Source organism: Streptomyces sp. NPDC048604 (assembly GCF_043199435.1).
GTDB lineage: Bacteria > Actinomycetota > Actinomycetes > Streptomycetales > Streptomycetaceae > Streptomyces.
This window is the reverse complement of the sequence record NZ_JBICVX010000020.1, coordinates 67,945-90,249: the sequence shown is the minus strand read 5'-3', so window position 1 is coordinate 90,249 and position 22,305 is coordinate 67,945. Positions and strand designations below refer to the sequence as shown.

Sequence of the window (22,305 nt, the reverse complement as noted above, 5' to 3'; positions counted from 1 at the left end):
CTCAGGCCGCCTTCCGGTTCAGCCGGGCCAGCAGCAGCATCGGCCCGATGGTGATGACGAACAGCAGGAGGCTGAGGGCCGAGGCGTAGCCGATGTGCCCGGTGAAGCCGCGGCTGTACATCTGGATCAGCATCACCACGGACATGTCGCGGCCGCCCGGGCCGCCGGTGCCGTTGGACAGCACGTACAGCTCGGAGAAGACCCGCAGCGCGGACACCGAGATCAGGACGGAGATCAGCATCATCGCGGTCCGCACGCCGGGCAGCGTGACGTGCCAGAACCGGCGGACGGCGGACGCGCCGTCGACGGCCGCGGCCTCGTGGAGCTCGCGGCCGACGTTCCCGAGCGCGGACAGGTAGATGACCATGTAGTACCCGAGGCCCTTCCACACCGTCAGCGCGATCGCGCTGAACAGCAGCAGCCAGCGGTCGGTGAGGAAGGAGAGCGGCCGGTCGGCGAGGCCGAGCTGTCCGAGCAGGCCGTTGACGAGCCCCCGGTCGTCCAGCACCCATCCCCAGATGACGCCCACGACGACCGCCGACGCGACGACCGGGGTGTAGAACGCCGTCCGGAAGAAGGTGATGCCGGGCAGCTTCCGCTCCACCAGGAGAGCGAGGAGCAGCGGGAGCACGGTGAGCAGGGGGAGGCAGATCAGCAGATAGACGATGCTGTTGATCAGCGCGTCGGTCAACTGCTCGTCGCTGAGGGCGCGTTCGTAGTTCTCGAGGCCGGTGAAGCGCCCGCCGCCGAGCGGCTTGGCGTTGGTGAACGACAGGATCACCGTGTTGACGGCGGGCCAGAGGTTGAACACCAGCAGCCAGACGACGGCCGGCCCGGCGAGCAGCCAGGGGGTGAACCAGCGCCGGTGGGTCATCCGTCCGCCCTTCAGTCCTTGAGCAGGGCGTCGGCGCGGGACACCGCCGTGTCCAGGGCCTTCCTGGAATCGGCCTGGCCGCTGATCGCGAGCGCGATCTGCTGGTTGATGACGGTGTTGATCGCGTCGTTGGCCTGTACCGGCTGGAGCATCTTCGCCGTGGCGAGCGACTTGAAGGCGGTGACCTTCGCGTCGCCGGCGTTGGTGCCGTCGCTCTTGCTGAAGAACGGGTCGTCGGCGGACGCCTTGGTGGACGGGAAGATGCTGGTGAGGTGGGCGAACGCGGCCTGGTTCGGGGCGTTCGTCACCCAGCGGGCGAGCGCCACCGCGGCCGCCGAATTCTTCGTCGCCCTGGCGACCGACAGGCCCTGGACGTACAGCGGCGGCGTGCCCATCGCGGGGGACGAGACCACGACGGGGGCGAGGGTGGGGTTGTCGGTGGCGATGCTGCCGATGTGGTTCGCGCCGCCGGTCGTCCAGGCGGCCGTGCTGGCGTTGAAGAGCTTGGCGTTGCCCGCGTACGTCTCGGTCAGCACGTCCTTGGGGAGCAGGCCCTCCTTGAAGGCGTCGCGGTACTTGTCGAGCAGGGCCGCGGCCTCGGGGGTATTGAAGGTGAAGCGGGTGCCGTCCTCGGACATCAGCTTCACGCCGGCGTTGGCGAAGTCCATCAGTCCGGGCTTGCGGCTCATCAGGTAGTTCGCGCCGTTCGACTTCGCCTTGACGGTGCGGCCGGCCGAGATCAGCTCGTCGAGGGTCGCCGGGGGCTTCTTCGGGTCCAGGCCGTACTTGCGGAGCAGCTCGGAGTTCCAGTAGTTGACGTCGGTGTTGAGGTACCAGGGGTAGCCGTACGTGCCCCGGTGGCCGCCGAAGCGGTACGCCTCCAGGCCGCCCTCGACGTACTCCTGCGCCGCCTTCGGGTCGGCGCCGGCGATGTCGAGCAGCATGTTCTGCTTGACCAGCGGCAGTGCGAAGTCCGGCGGCAGATTGACGACGTCGGGCAGCGTGCCGCCGGCGGCCTGGCTGAGCACCTTCTCCGAGTAGCCCTCGCCGGGCTGGTCCAGCCACTGGACCTCGGCGCCGGGGTGCTTCTTCTCGAAGGCGTCGATGACGCCCTGCATGTACGTCGTGAACTTCGGCTTCAGGGCCCAGGTCTGGATCGAGACCTTGCCCTTCACCTCGCCGTCGACGGGCTTGCCCGCGCCGTCCGCGCCGTCCGTGCCGTCGGACGCGGCCGGGTCGCCGAGGCCGCAGCCCGCCAGGGCCGCCGCCGCGACCGCCGCCAGGACCGGCCGTATCCAGAGTCTGCTGCGCATGGAAGATCTCCCGGTGTGCTCGTCGGCTTGCGTGTCGAGGAAGTCGAGGAAGCGGTGCGGAGCTACTAAACCGGTCTAGCGATTCGGGACTATGCTCCCGGCTAGACTGCCGTGTCAAGAAGGTGTGCGGACCGAAGGGGCGCTGCATGGCCAGACCGACGATCGCCGACATCGCCCGCCGGGCCGGGGTGTCCAAGGGTGCGGTGTCCTTCGCGCTGAACGGCCGCCCCGGCGTCAGCGAGACCACCCGGGCGCGGATCCTGCAGGTCGCGGAGGAGATGAACTGGCGCCCGCACAGCGCCGCCCGCGCCCTCGGCGGGGCCCGCGCCGACGCCGTCGGGCTCGTCCTCGCCCGGCCCGCCCGGACCATCGGACTCGAGCCGTTCTTCGGCCAGTTGCTCTCCGGCCTCCAGGCCGGGCTGTCCGTGCGCGGCACCGCCCTGCAGCTGCTCGTCGTCGAGGACACCGCGGCGGAGATCGAGGTCTACCGCCGCTGGACCTCCGAGCACCGGGTGGACGGCTTCGTCCTCGTCGACCTCCAGGTCCGCGACCCCCGCGTCCCCGTCCTGGAGGAGCTCGGCGTCCCCGCCCTCGTCATCGGCGGACCCGGACGGCACGGCAGCCTGCCCAGCGTCTGGGCCGACGACCGCGAGGCGATGGTGTCGATCGTCGACTACCTCGCCGCCCTCGGCCACCGGCACATCGCCCACCTCGCCGGACTGCCCGCCTTCCAGCACACCCGGCGCCGCATCCGCGCCGTGCGGGACAGCGCCCGCCGGCTCGGCCTCACCGCCGTCTCGCTGCCCACCGACTTCAGCGACGCGGAGGGCGCGGCCGCCACCCGGACGCTGCTCGCCCGCGCCGAGCGGCCGACGGCGATCGTCTACGACAGCGACGTGATGGCCGTCGCGGGCCTGGGCGTGGCGGCCGAGATGGGGGTCGCCGTGCCCGGCGAGCTGTCCATCGTCTCGTTCGACGACTCCGCGCTCGCCCGGATCGTCCACCCCTCGCTCACCGCCCTGTCCCGGGACACCTTCGCCCTGGGCGAGCAGGTCGCACGGACGCTGCTCGGGCTCGTCGACGATCCGGCCACGGCGGGCGACACGAAGAACCCCACCCCTCGGCTCACCGTGCGCGAGAGCACCGCGCCGCCGGCCTTGACCCCGTGAACTAAAGGGGTTTAGCCTCCCGGGTCGTCGGACGGACGCGGCAGCCGCGTCCGCTCCAGCACGTCTCGTACGTCACGCACGTCTCCGCACATCTCGTACGTCACGCACGTCTCCGCACGCCACGCACGTCCAGCACCCCCACCCCCGAACGCTGGAACGGAGCCCCGGATGAGACGACCCCTCACCCTCCTGCTGACCACGGCCCTGATCGCCGCGGTACTCGGCCTCACCCCCGCGCACGGCGCGCCCCCGCCGAAACCGGTGCGGGCCGCGGCCGCGGGCGACCAGCCCCACGCCTCGTACTGGTACCCGAACACGATCCTGAACTGGGACCCGGCGACCGACCCCGACGCCCGCTTCAACCGGTCCCGCGTCCCCCTGCGAACGCGCGTATCCGACCCCGCCCTCAAGGCCAACGCCAACGCCCGCTCCGGCGAGGGCGGCGTCACCGCCCTGGTCTCCTTCGGCCCCACCTCGAACAACCCCTCCCAGGGCTCCCTCGAACCCCACTACTACGCCTTCGGCCACTGGCAGTACGTCGACAAGCTGGTCTTCTGGGGCGGCTCCGCCGGCGAGGGCCTGATCCTCGCCCCCAACGCCACCGTCATCGACGCCGCCCACCGCAACGGCGTGAAGGTCTACGGCACCGTCTTCTTCCCGCCGACCGCCTACGGCGGCCAGATCCAGTGGGTCCGCGACTTCGTCCAGAAGTCCGGCGGCACCTACCCCGTCGCCGCGAAACTCGCCCAGGTCGCGCAGCACTACGGCTTCGACGGCTGGTTCGTCAACCAGGAGACCGCCGGCGGCGACGCGACCCTCGCCACCGAGCTGCGCAACGCGATGCGCTACGCCCGCGGCCTCGGACCAGTCGAGTTCATGTGGTACGACGCCATGACCGAATCCGGCTCCGTGAGCTGGCAGGACGCGCTCACCGGTGCCAACGACTCCTTCCTGCAGGAAGGAGCGCAGCGCACCTCGGACTCCATGTTCCTGGACTTCGGCTGGAGCGCCGCCGCACTCGACTCCTCCCGCACCCTCGCCCGGAACCTGGGCCGCGGCGAGTACGAACTGGCCGCCGGCATCGACACCGAGGCCAACGGCTACAACACCTCCGTACCCTGGGGCTCGGTCTTCCCCGCCGGCCAGAAGCACGTCACCTCGCTGGGCATCTACCGCCCCGAGTGGACCCACAACTCCTCGTCCGGCCGCGCCGATTCGCATGCCCGTGAGGCCCGCTACTGGGACGGCGCCAACGGCGACCCGTCGAACACCACGACCACCTCGTCCTGGAAGGGCCTCGCGCACTACATCCCCGAGTCCTCCGCCGTGACCGCGAAGCCCTTCGTCACCTCGTTCAACGCGGGGCAGGGCGACTTCCACCACTCCCGCGGCAACCGGGTCTCGTCGACCGGCTGGAACAACCTCTCCCTCCAGGACGTGCCGCCCACCTACCGCTGGCTGGTCTCCTCCGCCGGCAGCCGTCTCACCCCGTCCGTCGACTTCACCGACGCCTACGAGGGCGGCTCCTCGCTGCGGCTCAGCGGCGTCCTCGACGCCGTCAACACCGTCCGCCTGTACCAGACGAAGCTCCCCGTGGCGGCCGACACCAAGCTCTCCGTGGTCGTGAAGACCCCGGCCGCCGGACCGACCCGGCTCAAGGCCGCCGTCTCCTTCACCGACGCGCCCACCGCGTTCACCACCCTCGACCTCGGCGCGACCGCGGGCACGGGCTGGGAGACCAGGACGCTCGACCTGTCCGCGTACGCCGGCCGCACGATCGCCCAGATCGGCCTCCAGGCCGCCGGCTCCGACCCCGCCTACGACATCCGCGTCGGGCAGCTCGCCGTGTACGACGGAACGGTCGACACCGCCGCCGCGCCGACCGGCGTCACAGTCCTCGGCTCGACCGACGTCAGCGGCACCCGCAAGACCCTGCGCCTCGGCTGGACCCCCTCGGCCACCGGCGCCGTGCACCACTACGAGGTCCACCGCCGCAACCCCGACGGCAGCCGCACCTTCCTCGGGGCGACGCCGAACGACGCGTACTTCGTGCCCCGGCTCGACCGCGTCGGCACGGAGACCACCACGACGCTCGACGTCGAGGCCGTCTCCACCGAGTACGGGCGCTCACCGGTCGCCACCACCACCGTCTCCTGGTCCGGCACCGCGCCCGAGACGAACCTCGCCCTGAACCGGCCCGCCACCGCCTCCGGACAGTGCAACTCCTCCTAGACCCCGGCCAAGGCCGTCAACGGCACCGTCAACGGCGGCAACGCCGACAAGTGGTGCACCATGACGAGCGACAAGTGGCTCGAGGTGGACCTCGGTTCGGCCCGCGCCCTGACCCGGTTCACCGTCCGGCACGCGGCCGCCGGCGGCGAGAGCGCCTCGTGGAACACCCGAGACTTCACCCTCCAGGTCCGCTCCTCGACCGCCGACCCGTGGACCACGGCGGCCACCGTCACCGGCAACACCGCCGCCGTCACCACCCACCCGGTGTCCGTCACGGCCCGCTACGCCCGGCTCCAGATCACGCGGCCCGCCCAGACCACCGATCCGGCCGCCCGGATCTACGAGTTCGAGGCCTGGGGACCGTAAGGGCACGTCACTACACGTCCGGACCTACACGTCCGGGCGGGCACGGCGCGGCAGGGGCTCCGTCGCAGGCCCCTGCAGCACCGACCCGTCCGGCGCGAACCGCGAACCGTGGCACGGGCACTCCCACGTCTGCTCGGCCTCGTTGTACGCCACCAGGCACCCCATGTGCGTACAGCGGGCCGACAGCGCGTGCAGCACCCCCGACACGTCCCGCTGCACCGCCCGCGGCTGCCCGTGGTCCCGTACCACCGCACCCGTACCCGGCAGCAGCGTGTCCAGCGACTCGGCCCGCTCCAGACGGCGCCGGTCGCCCAGATAGTGCGCCGCGACCTCCCGCTGCTCCCGCACCAGCTCCGGCAGCTCCCTCGGGGGAGCCGGCCGCCGGGGATCGCACAGCTCGGTCCACGACGGCCGCGGCAGCCCCAGCAGATGGGCGGCGAGCAGCCGGCCCGCCATCACCCCGCCACTCATGCCCCAGCCGCCGAACCCGGTGGCCACGTACACGTGCTGCGTCCCCGGATGCATATGGCCCACGTACGGCGCCAGATCGGCCGAGTCCACGTCCTGCGCGGCCCAGCGCAGCGGCGCGCCCGCCTCGCCGAAACCGGGGAAGTACCGGCGCGCCCAACTCTCCAGGCGGGCGTACCGCGTGCCGACGTCGCCGGCGCCCGGCCGGAACGCCTCGCCCGTCACGATCAGCAGCCGCCGGCCCGCCCCGTACGGGGCGGTGCGCACCGAGCGCGTCCGGTCCTCCGGCGTGAGGTACATGCCCTGCGGGTCCGCCGCCTCCGGCAGGGGAGCGGCGATCACCAGTTCGTGGCGCGGCGCGAGGCGGATCAGCAGGGAGGTCGGGGCGAAGACCGGGAAGCCGGTGGCGACCACGGCGTCCGCGGCCCGGACGACGGCCCCGTCCTCCGTCTCCAGACGGATGCGGGCGCGCTCGTGCAGGTCGATGACGCGGGTGTGCTCGTGGATCCGTCCGCCGGCGGCGGTGAACGCGTCCGCGAGCGCCGTCAGGAAGGCCGCCGGATGGAACTGGTACTGGTCGTCGACGCGGACGGCCGCGGCGACCGGGAACGGCAGCCCGGTCTCGGTGACGAAGTGCGCGTCGAGCCCCGCGGCCCGGGCCGCGGCGGTCTCCGCGCGGACCTCCGCGACGCCGTCCGGCTCCGTCACGTACGTGCAGGCGGACCGGAGTTCGAGCTCCACGTCCACGTCCAGGTCGGCGCAGATCTCGACGAGACGCTCGACCGCGTCCTGCTGGGCGGCCGCGTACAGCCCCGCGCCCTCCTCGCCCACCGTGCGGCGCAGCCGCTCGTAGCGCAGCCCGTGGAGCGCGGTGACCTTGCCGGTGGTGGACCCGGTCGTTCCGGACAGGATCCGGCCGGCCTCCAGGACCACGGCCTCGCGGCCCGCCCGCGCCAGCTCCCACGCGGTGACGAGTCCGGCGATGCCGCCGCCGACGACGGCCACGTCGACCGTCAGGTCCTCGTCGAGCGGGGGCCGGGGCCGGCGGTGCGCCGTGTCGAGCCAGTGGGACAGCGGCCCGCTTCCGTCGTTGAGCGCCAGAGGGTCGTGCATGCGGAGCCTCCCGCCGGTGGTGCCCCCAGTTCGGTGTACCCGCTGCGCCGTCGCGCCATGTGCCCGCCGTGCCGCGAGCGCCGGGGGTGACCGGCGCGTGACGCGTGGCGACCGCGGGCGCTGGAGCGGTGAACCGGGCGTTGTCAGTGTCGGCTGCGAAGCTTGCGGGCATGGACGAGCTGATGAGAGGGCGTGTCTACGGCGCCGACCACGACGACCCCGACCCCGGGCCGCGCCCGGGGCGCGACTACCGCGAACTGGTGGCGGGGCCGCTCGACGGACTGCTCCTCGACGTCACCGGCTGGACCGAGCGCCAACTGGGGGAGCCGGTCGCCCTGCCGACGGAGATAGGGGCGTACGGCTCGGGCGGCCGTGCCCAGTACGCGCCGCGCTCCGGCGATCCGAGACGCTGGGACTGGCGCGGCGACACGCCGTAGGGAGTCAGGCCGCGGCGTTGAGCTGGTTGTGCAGGGCCGCGAGGAGCCAGTCGTGGGCCGCTCCGGCGGTGGTGTGGCCGGGGCCGAACACCTCGGCGGCCAGCTGCCAGTAGCGGTCGATCCGCGGATCCGCCGCGAGGACGCGTCCCAGGTCCCGGCGGAAGCCGGGGGTGTCCCTCACCCCACCGGAGCAGGCGTACGCGGCGACGAAGCAGTCCAGCGCCTCGCCCGCCCGGGGGGCCAGGCCCGCCCGCAGCTGGGGCGCGGCCAGCGCGTACGCGTCGTCCAGGCCCTCGTACAGCACGGCCGGCCGATGCCCGCCGTCCGTGCGGTGCGCGGCCGGCTGGGCGCGGTCGCCGCCCCCGCAGGGCGCGGACACGAACGCGTGCAGCCGCGCGAAGGCCAGCACCTGGCCCGGCGACGGCTCGTCCGGCGGCTGCGGCACCGTCTGCTCCAGGACCGTCGCCACGACCGGCGCGGGCAGCCGCGGCGGCAGCCAGCGCCGCCAGAACCGGGCCAGCGCGTCGGTGTTCGGCGGCACCCGCACCGCGCCCACCAGCCGCAGCCGCTCGGCCCGTTCCGACGGCGGACAGTCCCGTACGAGCCGCAGCGCGGCCTCCCGCCAGCGCAGCGCGGCCAGTTGCGCACCGAGCTCCCGCAACTGCCCCTCGACGACGCCCTCGAACACGCCCTCGAAGACGTCGCCGTCCTCGTCGTCGAGCACCCGGGCGACCTCCGGCACCGGCAGGTCCAGCGTGCGCAGCGAGCGGATCAGCCGCAGCCGCTCCAGTGCCTCGGGCCCGTACCGCCGGTGCCCGCCGGCGCTGCGGTCCGCCTCGGGCAGCAGCCCGCCGTCCGAGTAGTACCGCACGGTCTTGACCGTCACGTCGGCGCGCTCGGCCAGCTCACCGATGCTCCACAGGCCGTCGGGCGACATCGCGCACCTCCCCCGGAGGGCTCCCCGCCCCCGCTCCGGCTGCCAGTATCCCGCCCGCGACGCCTCGGAAGGTGATCCCTGCGCTTCGGTGCCACGATGGAGACAACGCAGCGGCGCGGTGTGCGACCGCACGCCCGAACCCGCCGAGAGGAGCCGACGTGACCACCCCTTCCGACGAACCCGGCCCCATCGACTACCTGGTGATCGAGTTCCCGGGAAGCCGATTCACGGGCGAGGGCCTGCCCCTCCTCGGCGACCTGGTCGAGCGCGGCATCATCCGCATCCTCGACCTGACCGTCGTCAAGAAGGAGGCGGACGGGACGCTGCTCGGCATGGAGCTGACGGACCTGGACGCCGACGGAGAGCTCGACCTCACATTCTTCGAGGGCGCGTCCTCCGGTCTGCTCGGCGAGGAGGACAGAACCGAGGCCGGGGGGCTGCTGTCGCCCGGCGACTCCGCCTGCGTCCTGCTCTACGAGAACCTGTGGGCCGCGCCGCTGGCCGCCGCGCTGCGCCGCGCGGGCGCCCGCATGATCGCCGGCGGACGCGTACCGGTCCAGGACGTCGTCGCCGCGCTCGACGCCCTCGACGCCGCCTGAGGCCAGACGGCCCGTCCCCCGACCCGCCCTGACGGGTCCCGACCCGGGAGGCAGAAGATGCCCGGACTGCTACGAGGCGTCGCACGGACCGCCGTCGTCGCCGGCACGGCCACCGCCGTGTCCAATCGAGTCTCACGCCGTCAGGCGGGCCGGTGGGCCCAGCAGGACGCCCGCTACGAGCAGCCTCCGCCGGCCCCCGCGCCTCAGCCGGCCGCGCCGACGCAGGAAGTGTCGATGGACGAACGGATCGCCCAGCTCCAGCAGCTCTCCGCGCTGAAGGACCAGGGCGTGCTCACCGAGGACGAGTTCGCCGCCCAGAAGGCCAAGATCCTCGGTGCCTGACGTCGGCGCCGACCGGGAGCCGACGGGGAGCCGGCGGTGAACAAGTGGAAACCGCTGATCGTGCTCGGGACGGCCCAGTTCCTGATGGTGCTGGACGCCTCGGTCATGAACGTGTCCATCAGTCAGCTGGTCGAGGACTTCGACACCGAGGTCACCGCCATCCAGGCGGTCATCACCCTCTACACGCTGGTGATGGCCGCCTTCATGATGACCGGCGGCAAGCTCGGCGACATGTTCGGCCGGCGGCGCGTCTTCATCGTGGGCCTCGCCGTGTACGGAGTCGGCTCGGGGCTCACCGCCGTCGCCCCCACCCTGGGCGTGCTGGCACTCGGCTGGTCCGTCATCGAGGGCCTCGGGGCGGCGCTCGTGCTGCCCGCCCTCGCGTCGCTGGTCGCCGGCTCCTACACGGGACGCGACCGTGCCGTCGCCTACGGCGTCGTCGGCGGGCTCGCGGGCGCGGGCATCGCGGTGGGCCCGCTGCTCGGCGGCTGGGTCACCACGTACCTCACCTGGCGGCTGGTGTTCGCCGGAGAGGTCGTCCTCGTCGCGCTCATCCTGCTGCTGATCAGCTGGGTGCCCCCGCAGCCCCGGCCGGCCGAGCGCCCCGAGCTCGACACGCCGGGCGTCGTCCTGTCCGCCGCGGCCCTCGCCCTGATGGTCCTGGCCGTGCTGCAGAGCGGCACCTGGGGCTGGGTGGAGCCGCGCAATCCGCCGTTCACCGTGCTGGGGTTCGCGCCGACCCTGTTCGTCTTCGCGGTCGGCGGGGCCTTGCTGTACGTCTTCTGCCGCCACGAACGGCGGCGCGAGAAGCGGGGCCGTACGCCCCTCGTCTCGCTGGACCTGCTCCGCAACAGGACGCTGCGCTCCGGGCTCGTGACCCTGTTCAACCAGAACACGATCCTGCTGGGGCTGTTCTTCCTCATCCCGCTCTACCTGCAGATCGTCCAGGGCCTCGACGCCTTCGAGACGGGTCTGAAGCTGCTGCCCGTCTCGATCGCCATGCTCGGCGCCTCGATGTGCGGCAGTCTGCTGCTGCGCATCGCGTCGCCGCGCACCGTCGTCCGGGCGGGCCTGGTGGTGCTGCTCGGCGCCACCGTGTGGCTGATCACGGCGATCGAGCCGGAGCTGAAGGGCGCGTCCTTCGCCGGGGCGATGACGCTCCTCGGCCTCGGCCTCGGCATGCTCGCCTCCCAGCTGGGCAACGTCGTGCAGTCCAGTGTCCGGGAGGAGGACCGCAGCGAGGCGGGCGGACTGCAGTACACCGCGCAGAACCTCGGCTCGTCGCTCGGCACGGCGCTCATCGGCGCCCTGCTCATCGGCGCGCTGGCCGGTTCCGTCACGCGGTACGTCGCGGACGACCCGCGGGTGTCCGCGGCGGTCGCCGACCGGGCCACCGTGCGGGTGGAGGCGGGCATCTCCTTCGTGCCCGCCGACGACCTCGCGGACGCGCTGGCCGCCGAGCCCTCCATCCCGCCGGCGGAGGCCGACGCGCTCGTGGAGAACTACCAGGACGCCCAGATCCAGGGACTCAAGACGGCGGTCCTCGCCTGCAGCGGGATCACGCTGGCGAGTTTCCTCTTCACCCGCGGCCTTCCCGGCCGCCGTCCGACGGCCGGGAAGCGCGAGGAGAGCTGAATGGGGAGCCGCCGTCAGGAGGCGGCGGGGACCGGGGCCCGCGACGCGTCGGGGTCCGTGTCCGGGGCGTCCGGCGTGTCCGGTCCCGATTCCGGCTCCGGCTCCTGCTGCGGGTCGCTCAACTGGGCGCGAAGGTAGTTCCAGAACACGCCGATGAGCGCCGCCACCGGAACGGCGAGCAGGCTGCCCACGATGCCGGCCAGGCTGCCGCCCAGCGTCACGGCGAGCAGGACGACGGCTGCGTGCAGGCCGAGACCGCGACTCTGGATCATCGGCTGGAAGACGTTGCCCTCCAGCTGCTGCACCACGATGATGATCGCCAGGACGATGAGCGCGTCCGTCGGGCCGTTCGACACCAGTGCGATGAGCACCGCGACCAGACCGGCGAACAGCGCGCCGATGATCGGCACGAACGCGGAGACGAAGGTCAGCACGGCCAGCGGCCAGACCAGGGGCACGTCGAGGATCCACAGTCCGAGGCCGATGAAGACGGCGTCCAGCAGACCGACGAAGGCCTGGCTGCGCACGAACGCGCCCAGCGTGTCCCAGCTCCGCTCCGCCACGACGGGCACGTCGACGGCCAGGCGGCCCGGGAGCTGACGGGTGAGCCAGGGCAGGAACCGCGGCCCGTCCTTGAGGAAGAAGAACATCAGGAACAGCGCCAGGAAGGCCGTGACGACGCCGTTGAACACGGTGCCCACCCCGGAGACGACCGCGGTGACCATGCTGCCGATGCTGTCCTGCACACGGTCGACCGCCGTGTCGAACGCGCCGGTCAGCTCGTCCTGGCCGATGTTCAGCGGCGGTCCGGCGGCCCACTCGCGCAGCCGCTGGATCCCCTCCACGACCCCCTGCGACAGCTCACCGGACTGGGACGCGACCGGCACCGCGATCAGCGCGACGATCCCGGCGACGACGAGCAGGAACGCGACGGTGACGACGGCCGCGGCCAGGGCCGGCGGCCAGCCGTGCCGGCGCAGGAAGCGCGTCGGCGGCCACGTCAGCGTCGTCAGGAACAGGCCCACGACGAGCGGCCAGACGACCGACCACATGTGGCCGAGGATCCACAGCGTCACTGCCGCCATGACCAGCACCAGCAATGACTCGGCGGAGACGCGGGCCGCGGTGCGGAGCGCCGCGGTCGCTTTCGTGGAACTCAACGAGGCAGACATGGAGGCCACCCTATTGACCGGCCCCGGGCACGCCGAGGGCCGCCCCCGCACCGCCACTTGAATCTCCCGCAGGGGGAGTTCCTACCGTGCCGGGGCAGCCGAGAGGACCGTACGAGGGGAGAGTCATGACGGCGTTCGTTCTGGTGGCGGGGGCGTACACGGGCGACTGGGTGTGGCACGACGTGGCGGCGCAACTGCGTGCGGCCGGGGCCGGGGCGCATGCGGCGGTGCTGACCGGGATGGGAAGCGGTGCGCCCGCGGCCCCGCCGGGGACGGATCTGGAGCGGCACGTCCGCGAACTGGTGGAACTCGTCGACGAGATCGGCGACCCGGAGGTGGTGCTGGTGGGCCACGACTACGGCATCCACCCGGTTCTCGGCGCGGCCGGCCGCCGCCCCGGGCGGATCACCCGCGTCGTCCACGTGGACACCCCCCTCGTCCAGGACGGAGCGACCGCACTCGCCCTCGTACCGGACCCGGCCGTGCACCAGGCTCTGGCAGAGGGGCCCGCGCACCTGCCGCCGCCCGCCTCGCGCGAGGCCTGGCAGCGGTGGGGGAGCACCGACGGGCTGGACGACGCGACGCTCGGCCGGCTGATCCGCGAAGCGGCCCCGCAGCCCCCGGCCACCCTCACGCAGCCGCTCCGGCTCACCGCCGCGGCCACGGAGCTTCCCCTGACCGGGGTGCTGTGCATCGCCAACGGGTCGAGCATCGCCACCGTGCAGTCCCTGGTCGAGCTCGGCGATCCCCGGTTCCAGGCCCTGGCCGACCCGAGGATCACCTATCTCGAACTCGCCACGGGGCACTGGCCGATGCTCTCCGCGCCCGACGGGCTGGCCGAGGTCCTGCTGGCATCCGCGAAGGGCGAGGGCCGGCGTGTGACCCGGCCCGCCGAGGGCGAACTGCCGCCGCACCTGCGACCGTTCCTGCTCGACCTGCCCGAACGGCGGCGCGAGCGCGTGGGGCGGGTCGATCTGTACCCGCCCGAGGCCGACGGGCCCCGCCCCGCGGTGCTGTTCGTCCACGGCGGCCCCGTCCCCGCCGGGGTGGAGCCCACCCCGCGCGACTGGCCGACGCTCGTGGGCTACGCCCGGTACGCGGCGGGCCTCGGCGTGGTCGGGGCGACCCTGGACCACCGGCTGCACGACCTCTCCGCCTACCCGCGGGCCGCCGAGGACCTCGCCGCCGCCGTCGACCTGGTCCGCGCGGATCCGCGCGTCGACCCGGACCGGATCGCCCTGTGGTTCCTCTCCGCCGGCGGGCTGCTCTGTGCCGAGTGGATCGCCGAACCCCCGCCCTGGCTGCGCTGCGTGGCGGCGGCGTACCCGATCCTCGCGCCGCTGCCCAACTGGGGCCCGTTCGAGCCGCGCTTCCGGCCGGCCGCCGCGCTCGGCAGGGCCGGGAACCGCCCGCCGATCGTGCTGCTGCGGGTGGGAGGGGAGCGCGCCGAGATCGCCTCGACCGTCGAGGCGTTCCTCGCCGCGGCCGAGGGGACCGCGGCCGACGTCGAGGTGATCGACCTGCCCGGCGGGACGCACGGCTTCGAGACGACCGACCGCTCCGAGGACGCGCGCCGCGCCGTGGAGCGGACGATGCGCGCCGTGCTCGACCGCCTGGAGAGCTGAACGGGCCGCCGACGGGGGAGGAGGGCCGGCGTATGCGCTACGTACGGGCCGGTCCCGCGAGGACGAAGCGTACGTCCGTCAGCTGCTCCGAAACCTCCCACAGGCGGCGGGCCGTCTCCGTGTCCGTCGCCTGCGGCGCCAGGGCGACCCTGGTGGGTGCGCCGCGCAGTTCGCCCGGGCCGCTCGGGCCGAAGAACTCCCCGCTTCGCGCCTCGGGCGCGGTGGCGGCGTACAGCTGCGGCAGCGCGCCCTGCTCCGCGGACTGCGCCAGCGGGGTGAGCAGACGGCCGAACAGCGTCTTCACCAGGCCGACGGAACCGGCCGGCAGGGCGGTCGCCGCGTACCCGGGGTGGGCGAGCAGACTGCGCACCGGGCTGCCGGCCGCGGAGAGCCGGCGGTGCAGTTCGTGCCCGAAGAGAGCGTTGGCCAGCTTCGACCGGCTGTAGAACTCCATGGGGTGGTACCGGCGTGCACCGGAGAGGTCGTCGAAGTCCAGCCGTCCCTGCCGGTGCTTGAGCGAGCTGACCGTGACGACCCGGGGATCCCGCCCGGCGCCCAGCAGGTCGAGCAGGAGCCCGGTGAGCGCGAAGTGGCCGAGGTGGTTGGCGGCGAACTGCAGCTCGTGGCCCTGGGCGCTGAGCGTGCGCGGCGGGGCCATCACCCCCGCGTTGTTGACGAGCAGGTCGACCCGTTCGTGGTCGGCGTGCAGCCCGTCCGCGAAGGCCCGGACCGAGGTGAGGTCCGCCAGGTCGAGCCGGCGCACCTCCAGGCGTGCCCCCGGCCGCTCGGCGGCGAGGTCGGCGGCCGTCCGGCGGCCCTTCGCCTCGTCGCGCACCGCGAGGATCACGTGCCCGCCGCTGTGGGCGAGGGTACGGGCGGTCGCCAGGCCGAGGCCGCTGGTGGCTCCGGTGACGACGCACACCCGGTCGGTCTGGTCGGGAACATGGGCGGCGGTCCACTGCTGATGCCGAGTCATGCGACACACGTTGCCGCTTGTGTCACTCGGTGTCAAGAATGCTTCACTGTGCCGTTCTTGGCGTGCGCGGGTAGGATCGACGGGTGAGCACTCTCCGCCCCGAAGTGACCATGGCCCAGCGCAAACGTCTCCTCGTGACCTCCGAGTTGACCGAAGCCGCCCTCCAGCTGCTCGCCCGCAAGGGCTTCGACGGCGTCACCGTCGACGAGATCGCAGCCGCCGCGGGCGTGTCCAAGCGCACGTTCTTCCGCTACTTCGGTTCCAAGGAGGAGGTGGTCGTCCGCTTCCTGACCGAGATGGGCACGGACGTCCGCGCCGCGCTCGCGGAACGCCCCGCCGACGAGCCGCCGTCCGTCGCGCTGCTGCACGCCGTACGTGTACCCCTCGACACCTGCGGCGAGCACACCGACCGCGCCCTGGGCGTGGTCCAGCTCATCCTGCGCACCCCCGCGCTGCTGGCCCGCTTCCTGGAACGGCAGGCGCAGTGGCGCGACGACCTGGCCGAGGAACTGGCCCGCCGCCTCGGCCTCGACACCGGAACCGACCTGTATCCGCACCTCGCCGCCGGGATGGCACTGACCGCCTACGACACGGTGCTGCGACGCTGGAGCGACTCCGACGGCGCCGACGATCCCGCGGAGCTCGTCGCCCGCGCCTTCGCCGTCATCGCGCCCTCCCTGGACGCCGTCGTACGGCAGGACTGACGTCCGGCGCGCTCACAGCGGCAGGTTCAGCCGCTTCAGGTGCAGTTCGCCGCGGACGAGCTCCAGGAGTCGGCCCATCCAGTTCCGGCCGTCCGCCTCGCAGCCCCAGAAGGACGCATCGGCGTCGGCCCACTGGGGCTGCCAGTGGATCCGCGCCGTACCGGTCCCGGTGAGCGCCGCCGCAAGCTCCGGGTGACTGCCGTACTTGGCCCGTAGCAGCGCCGCCATCACCGCCGTACGCGCCTCGGCCGGCGGATCGAGCGCCGCCCACGCCTCGCTCACCGACGCGTACACGACCTCGCCGACCCGGATCGGCGCCGGCCACTCGTTGCGCAGCACCGCGAGCCCGGGAGGCTCCGGCGGCCCCGAGGCCGGCGGCCACGGGGCGAGTACCGCCGTCGGATGCACCTCGGGCTCCGGCGCCTGCTCGAACCGGGCCAGGCACGCCCGGGCGTCGCCCCACTCCTCGTCGAAATAGGCCAGGGACTCCCGGTACTGATCGGCCGTCACGCCCGGCCCGACGCCCATGGCCAGGTCGTACAGCGGCCCGTCGCCCACCGAGTGGTCCGCGAGGGCGGCGTGCCGCTCGTGCTCCGGGATCTGCTCGTACGCGGCCCTCAGCACGGCCCGCCGCTCCTCGGTCGGCTCGACGCGGAACGCGTGGACCGCGCGCCAGGCGCGCTCGGTCGCATCCGGCCGGCCGTTGAGGCGGTCGATGTCGTCCCGGACCTCGGCGATCAGCGACTCGGGCGTCAGCACGCTCGACCGCACCCGGCCGAAGTCCCACTGCACCGTCTCGAAGACGGACGCCCGCGCTCCCTCCTCGAACCGCGTGACGATCCGGCCGCGCCGGACGTCGGCGGCGAACTCCTCCAGCGTGAGAAGCCCCCAGCAGTCGATCAGACCGTCGGCGTAGATCCCGATGTGGACGAGGTGGAGGTCGCCGTTACGGAGGAACACCGGCCGCGCGACGCCGGCTATCCGCTCCCCGTCGACCGTGCGGTGGATCTGCTGCTTGCTCACCGGGGGAGTGTAGGCCGAGACTCGGGCACATGATCGAAACGAGCAGCGCGGACGGGGCGGACGGGCACGACGGGCGGGACGGCGAAGGCGCCTGGTTCGCCCAGCGCGGACACGGCGTGCGCTTCGACTGGGGACTCGCCGGGGCCCGGCGGCTCGCACCGGAGGCCGCCTGCCTCGTGGTGGTCGACGTGCTGTCGTTCACGACGTCCGTGACCGTGGCCGTGGACGCCGGCACACGCGTCTTCCCGTACCCCTGGCGGGACGGCACGGAGGCGGCCTACGCGGCCCGCGTGGACGCCGAACTCGCCGTCGGCCGACGGGCGGTGAGCGCGGACCGGCCCTGGTCACTGTCCCCGGCCGCCCTGCGGAAGGCGCCGGCCACGCCCCGCCTCGTGCTGCCGTCGCCGAACGGCTCGACCATCGCGGCCGCCGCCGCGGACGGCGGTGCGGCCGTCGTCGCCGGTTGCCTGCGCAACGCGCGGGCCGTGGGCGACCGGCTCGCCGCGCAGGGGTACGGCACACCGGAGCGGCCCGTCGTCGTGATCGCGGCGGGGGAGCACTGGCCGGACGGCTCACTGCGGCCCGCCCTGGAGGACCTGCTGGGCGCCGGCGCCGTCGTCGCCGCCCTGCGGGCCGCCGGCGCGGGACCGGCGTCCCCCGAGGCGGAGGCGACCCGGCTGGCGCACGCCCCCACGCCGGACGTGGCCGGGGCGGTGACGGCGTGCGCCTCCGGGCTCGAACTGTCCGACGACGGCTTCGGCGCGGACGTCGCCGTGGCAACCGAACTCGACGCGACCGGAGCCGTGCCGATCCTGAAGGACGGAGCCTTCACGGGCCTGTAGCACTCAGGCCGGTGCCAGGACCCGGGGTCAGCCCTCCGAGCCCTCCGCGCCGGCCGCGGCGGGCGCGAGGTCGAAGTCCCAGGCATGGCGCTTGAACTCCTTGAGGAAGTCTGGGTGGTCCTCCCACATCCGGGCGATCCCCCGCAGCACGTCCCAGTTGTGCTCCAGCGCCTGGTCGATGACACTGCGCAGCTTCGGATCGGCCGTCGCCCGCTGCGCGGCGAGCCCCTTGACCGCCGACGCGGCGGCGACGGCGTTCCGCAGCGCGCGCAGGGCGCGCGAGGTGTCGTCCATCCCGAAACCGTGGTCGCTGCCGTTGGCGGGATCGAAGACCGGGGTGAGCCGTGCCTCGATGAAGGCGGTGATCCGCTCGAAGTGCTGGGCGTCCATCGGCTCTCCGTCTCCTGCCGTGCGGCCGGGCGGCGCACGTCCATCCTCGCGGGGCTGCGCCGACACCACGTCAGCGCAGGTCACAGGATAACCAGCGGTTCATACGCGCTGATCCAGGAGCTCCTGGAACGAGCTCATACAGGGCACGCAGTGCCGATCGGTGCTGTCGCGGTCGGCGGAGTGCTCGTGCCGGAGGGACTCGCCGCAGAGTGCGGTCGCGCGGTCCTTCGCGGCGATGTGCCAGACGAGGGTTCCGTCCGGCGGGGCGGTGCCGACGTGCATTTCGTACATGGCCGTCTCCGGGATTCGGCGGACGCTTGACTCCTCCAGTGGACCGGTCCCGCGCCCGACGCACGCCCCGTAAGGGGCTGTTCGGGTGGCGTGCGTCCGGGTGCCCCGGCCGTCCGCCGGACGGGTGAACGCCCGAGCGCCGCCCGGGGGGCCCGGAGGGGACGTGCGGTGCGTCCGTACGGCCGCACCGCACCTCACGCGTTCGCGGCCCTGCCCGGACCGGTCGCCGGCCCGCGGCCGGGCGCGCACTGTGCCACAACACCTCAGGAGCCGCCGCGCCGGAGCATCCGACGGACCGCGCAGGGCGCTCAGTACAGCGCGGTCTCGATGCGCTCGGCGAGGTCCAGGACATGCTCGGAGCCGAGGCTCCAGCCGCGCAGCACCGTCTGTCTGCGGGTACGGACGAGAAGCACCGCCCCGTGCGGCATCGGCTCCACCGTCAGCAGCCGCTGCGCGCACTCCTGTACGGCGGTGAGCGCGTTGGCGCGGTCCAGCAGGCTCGGGTCCCCGTTCAGCCGCGCCGCGACCGTCGCGTCCCCCTCGAAGACGGACCGGCCGGCCCGCCCGGAGCCCTCCGGGGCGCCCAGCGCCAGGCGCGCGGCCACCGGCGCGAGCAGCGGCACGGCGTAGACCAGATCGCCGAGCGTCTCGGCGTCCAGGACGGGCGCGACGGCCGCGACGGGCTCGCCGGGATCCGCGACCCCGTTGATCGCGACGCGCAGCTCGAACGGGCGCGGCGCGGGCGCGTCGACGTACACGTAGCCGTGCGTCGGTGCGTCCGCGCCGCCGAAGTCCGCCCGCGGCGGCAGCAGGCTGTCCGCGGGGACCCCGCTGCCCTTCGCCGGGAGCGGCACGGCGGGCGGGGCGTGGGCGAGCCCTAGTTCGTCCCGCAGCGCGCGGGCGATGTCGTCGGAGGGCGGCTTGCGCAGAAGTGCGGCCATGAGCGTCCTCGTGACTGTGCGTCGGAACTGGGTGTCCGGACCCCCACAGTATGAGGTTGTTGATTGTGCAACGGAGTTGTTTTCCGGAAGAACTTGCGAATCGTCGAAGGGCGTTGCCGTCGGCTTCCGGGCGGAACGCGAGCGGCCCCGCCCCTCGGGGGCCGAGGGGCGGGGCCGTGGTCCGGCGCGTCGTGCGGTCAGTCGCGTTCGGCGTTCTTCGCCTTGATCCGGGCGGTCTCCTTGCGGGTCTCCGCCTGCGTCGCGCGCTCCTTCTGGAGCCACTCCGGGTTCTCGGCCTTCAGCGCCTCGATCTGCTCGGTGGTGAGCGCCTCGGCGACGCCGCCGCGGGCAAGGCCGGAGATCGACACGCCGAGCTTCGAGGCGACCACGGGCCGCGGGTGCGGACCGGTGCGGCGCAGCTCACGCAGCCACTCCGGCGGGTCGGCCTGGAGCGCGGCGAGCTCCGAGCGCGAGACGACGCCCTCCTGGAACTCGGCGGGGGTGGCCGGCAGGTACACGTTGAGCTTCTTCGCGGCGGTCGCCGGCTTCATCGTCTGGGGATTGTGCTGCGCTGTCATGCATCGAGAATATCGAGCATGTGCGCTGGTCCCGACCACTCCCGGTAGCCTGGTCCGGTGACCGGCTCGGAAGAAACCCCCTCGTTCCGCCTCGCGTACGTACCCGGAGTGACCCCCGCGAAGTGGGTCCGGATCTGGAACGAGCGCCTCCCCGACATTCCCCTGATCCTGACCCCCGTCGCCTCGGCCGACGCGCTCGGCGTGCTGCGCGAGGGCGGGGCGGATGTCGGGTTCGTACGGATGCCGGTGGACGCGGACGACCTGAGCGCGATCCCGCTCTACGTCGAGACCACGGTCGTCGTGCTGCCCAAGGACCACCTCTTCGCCGCGGCCGAGGAGCTGGCCGTGGCGGAGCTGGCCGACGAGATCGTGCTGCACCCGCTCGACGACACCCTCGGCTGGGAGCGCCCGCCGGCCAAGCCCGCCTTCGAGCGGCCGGCGACGACGGCCGACGCGATCGAGCTGGTCGCGGCCGGGATCGGGCTGCTCGTCGTGCCCCAGTCCCTGGCCCGGCTCCACCACCGCAAGGACCTCACGTACCGGACGGTCACCGACGCGCCGCAGTCGCAGATCGCCCTGTCCTGGCCGAAGGACGAGACCACCGACCTGGTGGAGGACTTCATCGGCATCGTCCGCGGCCGGACCGTGAACAGCTCCCGGGGCCGCCGTCCGGGCGAGGGCGATCAGAAACCGGCGCGGGCCGCGAAGCCGGCGGCGGGGCGCAAGCCCGCCGCAGGGAAGTCGGGCGCCGCGAAGTCGGGCGCGGGCAAGTCGGGCGCCGGGAAGTCGGGCGGCCGGGCCGCCGCCGGGCGCGGCGGACGCGCGGGCGGCGGCGGTACGAAGGGCTCCAAGCCCGGCAAGCCGCGCCGCCGCTCCTAGTACTCCAGTGCGGTTTCGCGATCTTGTCGGTTCCGTGGTCTACCGTGCCTGCTCATGGGCTACGACGTGCACATCACGCGGCGTGAGAACTGGTGGGACGAGCAGGGACCGGGCATCAGCAGTCAGGAGTGGGAGGCGGTTGTCGCTGCCGATCCCGACCTGGTGATGTTCCCGATGCCCGAAGGCGGCTGGCTTGTAGAACCGCGATGGATTGCCGAGCTGGTCGCGAGCCCGGAGGCCGCAGAGATCGGAGGCGCTCTGGACTGGCGGGCCGGGAGGATCACGGCCAAGTGGCCGTGCGACGTGTTGCTCGCGAAGATGTGCCAGGTGGCGAAGACGCTGGGTGCGCGGGTCCAGGGCGACGACGGCGAGTACTACGGCGCCTGACGCGTGCGGCCACCGCGAGATGATCAAGGGTTGTGTGGACTCTTGAAGAGAGTGCAGTGGCCGCGGGCCCGTTCGGGCGGGTGGAGCCCCGCGCCGCTGCACGTGCTCATCTGCTCGGGTCCGCCACTGGACCGCCTGGCATCGGCACATCACCTTGGCGCTGCTCGCTCTGGCATTCCTGGCTGTGGCTGGCGACGACGCGAGACCGACCGGACCGGCGGGCCCGAACCGCCCCGCCTGCAGCGGTCAACCGGTCGACCTGACCGTCCCGGAGATCCGCCGCCTGGTCGGCGCCCTGCTCAGCCCGCCCACCGGCTCTCTGAGCGCGCTCCTGCTCTGGTCGGACTGGCGAAGAAGGCACCAGGCTTCGGCGCGCCGCAGCGCCTACCGGCGGCGGCCATCCCCTGACTCATGCACGTAGATCGCGAAACCGCACTGGAGTACCAGGGCGTGTTTGAAGGTTGATACGGGTTTCGAATCCGGCATAGCCTCACGGAATGGTGCGGAGCAAGGCAAGCGACGTCGACGGCTATCTGACTGAGGTTCCCGAGGAACGCAGGGTCATGTTGACCAAGATGCGGGAGCTGTGCCGCGAGGAGCTGGTGGGCTTCGACGAGGTCATGGCCTACGGGATGCCCGCATACGAGCGCGACGGTGCCTGCGAGATCGCGTTTGCCAGCCAGAAGCAGTACATCTCCTTCTATCTCATGCGCAGTGACGTCCGTGAGGCGTTCGAGGAGCGGCTGGCCGTACAGGACATGGGCAAGGGCTGCCTGCGGTTCCGCAGGCCGGAGAACATTGACTTCGGTCTGTTGCGGGACCTGCTCAAGGCCACTGCTGTCCGGCCCGGCAAGATCTGCTGACACCGTCAGGCACGCATCCGCGTGCCCCGGCCGGGCGGCGGGCACCTGCGCACCCGGCCTGCCCACGTGCTCGCCGACCGCGGGTATTTGTCCCGCGCCGTCCGCGCCCACCTCCGCAGAGGTCAGAACACGCTGTGAGCACATCTCAA

The 22,305-nt window shown here is 73.0% G+C and carries 23 protein-coding genes and 2 pseudogenes; 14 read left to right on the top strand and 11 right to left on the bottom strand.

All coding sequences use genetic code 11. From position 1 onward, the window contains the following. Nucleotide 1 precedes the first annotated feature (1 nt). Entirely contained in the window at nucleotides 2-874 is an 873-nt protein-coding gene (locus tag ACGFMM_RS31865) for a carbohydrate ABC transporter permease (RefSeq protein WP_393649948.1), read from the bottom strand. 11 nt (nucleotides 875-885) lie between these two features. Further along, a complete protein-coding gene (locus tag ACGFMM_RS31860) occupies nucleotides 886-2,187 on the bottom strand; it encodes an ABC transporter substrate-binding protein (RefSeq protein ID WP_393649947.1) in 1,302 nt (433 codons plus the stop codon). 146 nt (nucleotides 2,188-2,333) lie between these two features. Between ACGFMM_RS31860 and ACGFMM_RS31855 the strand changes: the two genes are divergently transcribed. The 3 genes and pseudogenes from ACGFMM_RS31855 to ACGFMM_RS31845 form a co-directional block, all read left to right on the top strand. Further along, nucleotides 2,334-3,356, top strand: a complete 1,023-nt coding sequence (locus ACGFMM_RS31855; protein ID WP_393649946.1) for a LacI family DNA-binding transcriptional regulator — start codon at nucleotides 2,334-2,336, stop codon at nucleotides 3,354-3,356. 168 nt (nucleotides 3,357-3,524) lie between these two features. Further along, nucleotides 3,525-5,588: an endo-beta-N-acetylglucosaminidase gene (locus ACGFMM_RS31850; RefSeq protein ID WP_393649945.1), complete on the top strand. Its 2,064-nt coding sequence runs from the start codon at nucleotides 3,525-3,527 to the stop codon at nucleotides 5,586-5,588. A 15-nt stretch (nucleotides 5,589-5,603) separates the two neighbouring features. Next, nucleotides 5,604-5,954: pseudogene (locus tag ACGFMM_RS31845) on the top strand (discoidin domain-containing protein); the annotation flags it as partial. Nucleotides 5,955-5,978: 24 nt separating this feature from the next. Here ACGFMM_RS31845 and ACGFMM_RS31840 read toward each other — a convergent pair. Beyond that, on the bottom strand, nucleotides 5,979-7,535 hold the full coding sequence (locus ACGFMM_RS31840; RefSeq protein WP_393649944.1) for an FAD-dependent oxidoreductase: 1,557 nt from the start codon (nucleotides 7,533-7,535) through the stop codon (nucleotides 5,979-5,981). Between the two features lie 170 nt (nucleotides 7,536-7,705). Here ACGFMM_RS31840 and ACGFMM_RS31835 point away from each other — a divergent pair, with 170 nt between their 5' ends. Next, nucleotides 7,706-7,972, top strand: a complete 267-nt coding sequence (locus ACGFMM_RS31835) for a hypothetical protein (protein ID WP_393649943.1) — start codon at nucleotides 7,706-7,708, stop codon at nucleotides 7,970-7,972. 4 nt (nucleotides 7,973-7,976) lie between these two features. Here ACGFMM_RS31835 and ACGFMM_RS31830 read toward each other — a convergent pair whose 3' ends face one another. Then, nucleotides 7,977-8,909 (bottom strand): MerR family transcriptional regulator, encoded by a 933-nt coding sequence (locus ACGFMM_RS31830; protein ID WP_393649942.1) that lies wholly within the window; start codon nucleotides 8,907-8,909, stop codon nucleotides 7,977-7,979. Between the two features lie 158 nt (nucleotides 8,910-9,067). Here ACGFMM_RS31830 and ACGFMM_RS31825 point away from each other — a divergent pair, with 158 nt between their 5' ends. The 3 genes from ACGFMM_RS31825 to ACGFMM_RS31815 are packed head-to-tail and all read left to right on the top strand — an operon-like array spanning nucleotide 9,068 to nucleotide 11,485. Continuing rightward, nucleotides 9,068-9,508, top strand: coding sequence for a DUF6325 family protein (locus ACGFMM_RS31825; RefSeq protein ID WP_393649941.1), 441 nt, complete (start codon nucleotides 9,068-9,070; stop codon nucleotides 9,506-9,508). 57 nt (nucleotides 9,509-9,565) lie between these two features. Then, nucleotides 9,566-9,850 carry an SHOCT domain-containing protein gene (locus ACGFMM_RS31820; RefSeq protein ID WP_393649940.1) on the top strand — a complete coding sequence of 95 codons (285 nt, stop codon included), beginning with the start codon at nucleotides 9,566-9,568 and terminating at the stop codon, nucleotides 9,848-9,850. A gap of 36 nt (nucleotides 9,851-9,886) precedes the next feature. Further along, the gene (locus ACGFMM_RS31815) at nucleotides 9,887-11,485 is read left to right on the top strand and encodes an MFS transporter (protein WP_393649939.1); all 1,599 of its coding nucleotides are present in this window, start codon (nucleotides 9,887-9,889) and stop codon (nucleotides 11,483-11,485) included. Nucleotides 11,486-11,499: 14 nt separating this feature from the next. Here ACGFMM_RS31815 and ACGFMM_RS31810 read toward each other — a convergent pair whose 3' ends face one another. Beyond that, nucleotides 11,500-12,657, bottom strand: a complete 1,158-nt coding sequence (locus ACGFMM_RS31810) for an AI-2E family transporter (RefSeq protein ID WP_393649938.1) — start codon at nucleotides 12,655-12,657, stop codon at nucleotides 11,500-11,502. Nucleotides 12,658-12,782: 125 nt separating this feature from the next. Here ACGFMM_RS31810 and ACGFMM_RS31805 point away from each other — a divergent pair, with 125 nt between their 5' ends. Next, nucleotides 12,783-14,282, top strand: coding sequence for an alpha/beta fold hydrolase (locus ACGFMM_RS31805; protein ID WP_393649937.1), 1,500 nt, complete (start codon nucleotides 12,783-12,785; stop codon nucleotides 14,280-14,282). Nucleotides 14,283-14,319: 37 nt separating this feature from the next. Here ACGFMM_RS31805 and ACGFMM_RS31800 read toward each other — a convergent pair whose 3' ends face one another. Beyond that, complete coding sequence (locus ACGFMM_RS31800; RefSeq protein ID WP_393649936.1) at nucleotides 14,320-15,258, bottom strand: oxidoreductase; 939 nt, start codon at nucleotides 15,256-15,258, stop codon at nucleotides 14,320-14,322. Between the two features lie 110 nt (nucleotides 15,259-15,368). Between ACGFMM_RS31800 and ACGFMM_RS31795 the strand changes: the two genes are divergently transcribed. Beyond that, on the top strand, nucleotides 15,369-15,962 hold the full coding sequence (locus ACGFMM_RS31795; RefSeq protein WP_393649990.1) for a TetR family transcriptional regulator: 594 nt from the start codon (nucleotides 15,369-15,371) through the stop codon (nucleotides 15,960-15,962). 12 nt (nucleotides 15,963-15,974) lie between these two features. Here the strand turns inward: ACGFMM_RS31795 and ACGFMM_RS31790 are convergent, their stop codons facing one another. Continuing rightward, nucleotides 15,975-16,985 (bottom strand): NADAR family protein, encoded by a 1,011-nt coding sequence (locus ACGFMM_RS31790; RefSeq protein WP_393649935.1) that lies wholly within the window; start codon nucleotides 16,983-16,985, stop codon nucleotides 15,975-15,977. A 29-nt stretch (nucleotides 16,986-17,014) separates the two neighbouring features. Between ACGFMM_RS31790 and ACGFMM_RS31785 the strand changes: the two genes are divergently transcribed. Continuing rightward, the gene (locus ACGFMM_RS31785; protein ID WP_393649934.1) at nucleotides 17,015-17,827 is read left to right on the top strand and encodes a 2-phosphosulfolactate phosphatase; all 813 of its coding nucleotides are present in this window, start codon (nucleotides 17,015-17,017) and stop codon (nucleotides 17,825-17,827) included. A 27-nt stretch (nucleotides 17,828-17,854) separates the two neighbouring features. Here ACGFMM_RS31785 and ACGFMM_RS31780 read toward each other — a convergent pair whose 3' ends face one another. From ACGFMM_RS31780 to ACGFMM_RS31765, 4 genes are all read right to left on the bottom strand, one after another. After that, complete coding sequence (locus ACGFMM_RS31780; RefSeq protein WP_393649933.1) at nucleotides 17,855-18,217, bottom strand: hypothetical protein; 363 nt, start codon at nucleotides 18,215-18,217, stop codon at nucleotides 17,855-17,857. Between the two features lie 99 nt (nucleotides 18,218-18,316). Next, entirely contained in the window at nucleotides 18,317-18,508 is a 192-nt protein-coding gene (locus ACGFMM_RS31775; protein ID WP_393649932.1) for a hypothetical protein, read from the bottom strand. A gap of 308 nt (nucleotides 18,509-18,816) precedes the next feature. Beyond that, the gene (locus tag ACGFMM_RS31770; RefSeq protein ID WP_393649931.1) at nucleotides 18,817-19,449 is read right to left on the bottom strand and encodes a hypothetical protein; all 633 of its coding nucleotides are present in this window, start codon (nucleotides 19,447-19,449) and stop codon (nucleotides 18,817-18,819) included. A 197-nt stretch (nucleotides 19,450-19,646) separates the two neighbouring features. Next, the gene (locus tag ACGFMM_RS31765; protein ID WP_393649930.1) at nucleotides 19,647-20,027 is read right to left on the bottom strand and encodes a DUF5997 family protein; all 381 of its coding nucleotides are present in this window, start codon (nucleotides 20,025-20,027) and stop codon (nucleotides 19,647-19,649) included. 57 nt (nucleotides 20,028-20,084) lie between these two features. Here ACGFMM_RS31765 and ACGFMM_RS31760 point away from each other — a divergent pair, with 57 nt between their 5' ends. The 4 genes and pseudogenes from ACGFMM_RS31760 to ACGFMM_RS31745 form a co-directional block, all read left to right on the top strand. After that, nucleotides 20,085-20,906: a LysR substrate-binding domain-containing protein gene (locus ACGFMM_RS31760; protein WP_393649929.1), complete on the top strand. Its 822-nt coding sequence runs from the start codon at nucleotides 20,085-20,087 to the stop codon at nucleotides 20,904-20,906. A 54-nt stretch (nucleotides 20,907-20,960) separates the two neighbouring features. Further along, nucleotides 20,961-21,293, top strand: a complete 333-nt coding sequence (locus tag ACGFMM_RS31755; RefSeq protein WP_393649928.1) for a hypothetical protein — start codon at nucleotides 20,961-20,963, stop codon at nucleotides 21,291-21,293. 497 nt (nucleotides 21,294-21,790) lie between these two features. Beyond that, entirely contained in the window at nucleotides 21,791-22,156 is a 366-nt protein-coding gene (locus ACGFMM_RS31750) for an iron chaperone (protein ID WP_393649927.1), read from the top strand. 9 nt (nucleotides 22,157-22,165) lie between these two features. Continuing rightward, nucleotides 22,166-22,276, top strand: a pseudogene (locus ACGFMM_RS31745) (IS5/IS1182 family transposase); the annotation flags it as partial. Nucleotides 22,277-22,305: the final 29 nt, after the last annotated feature.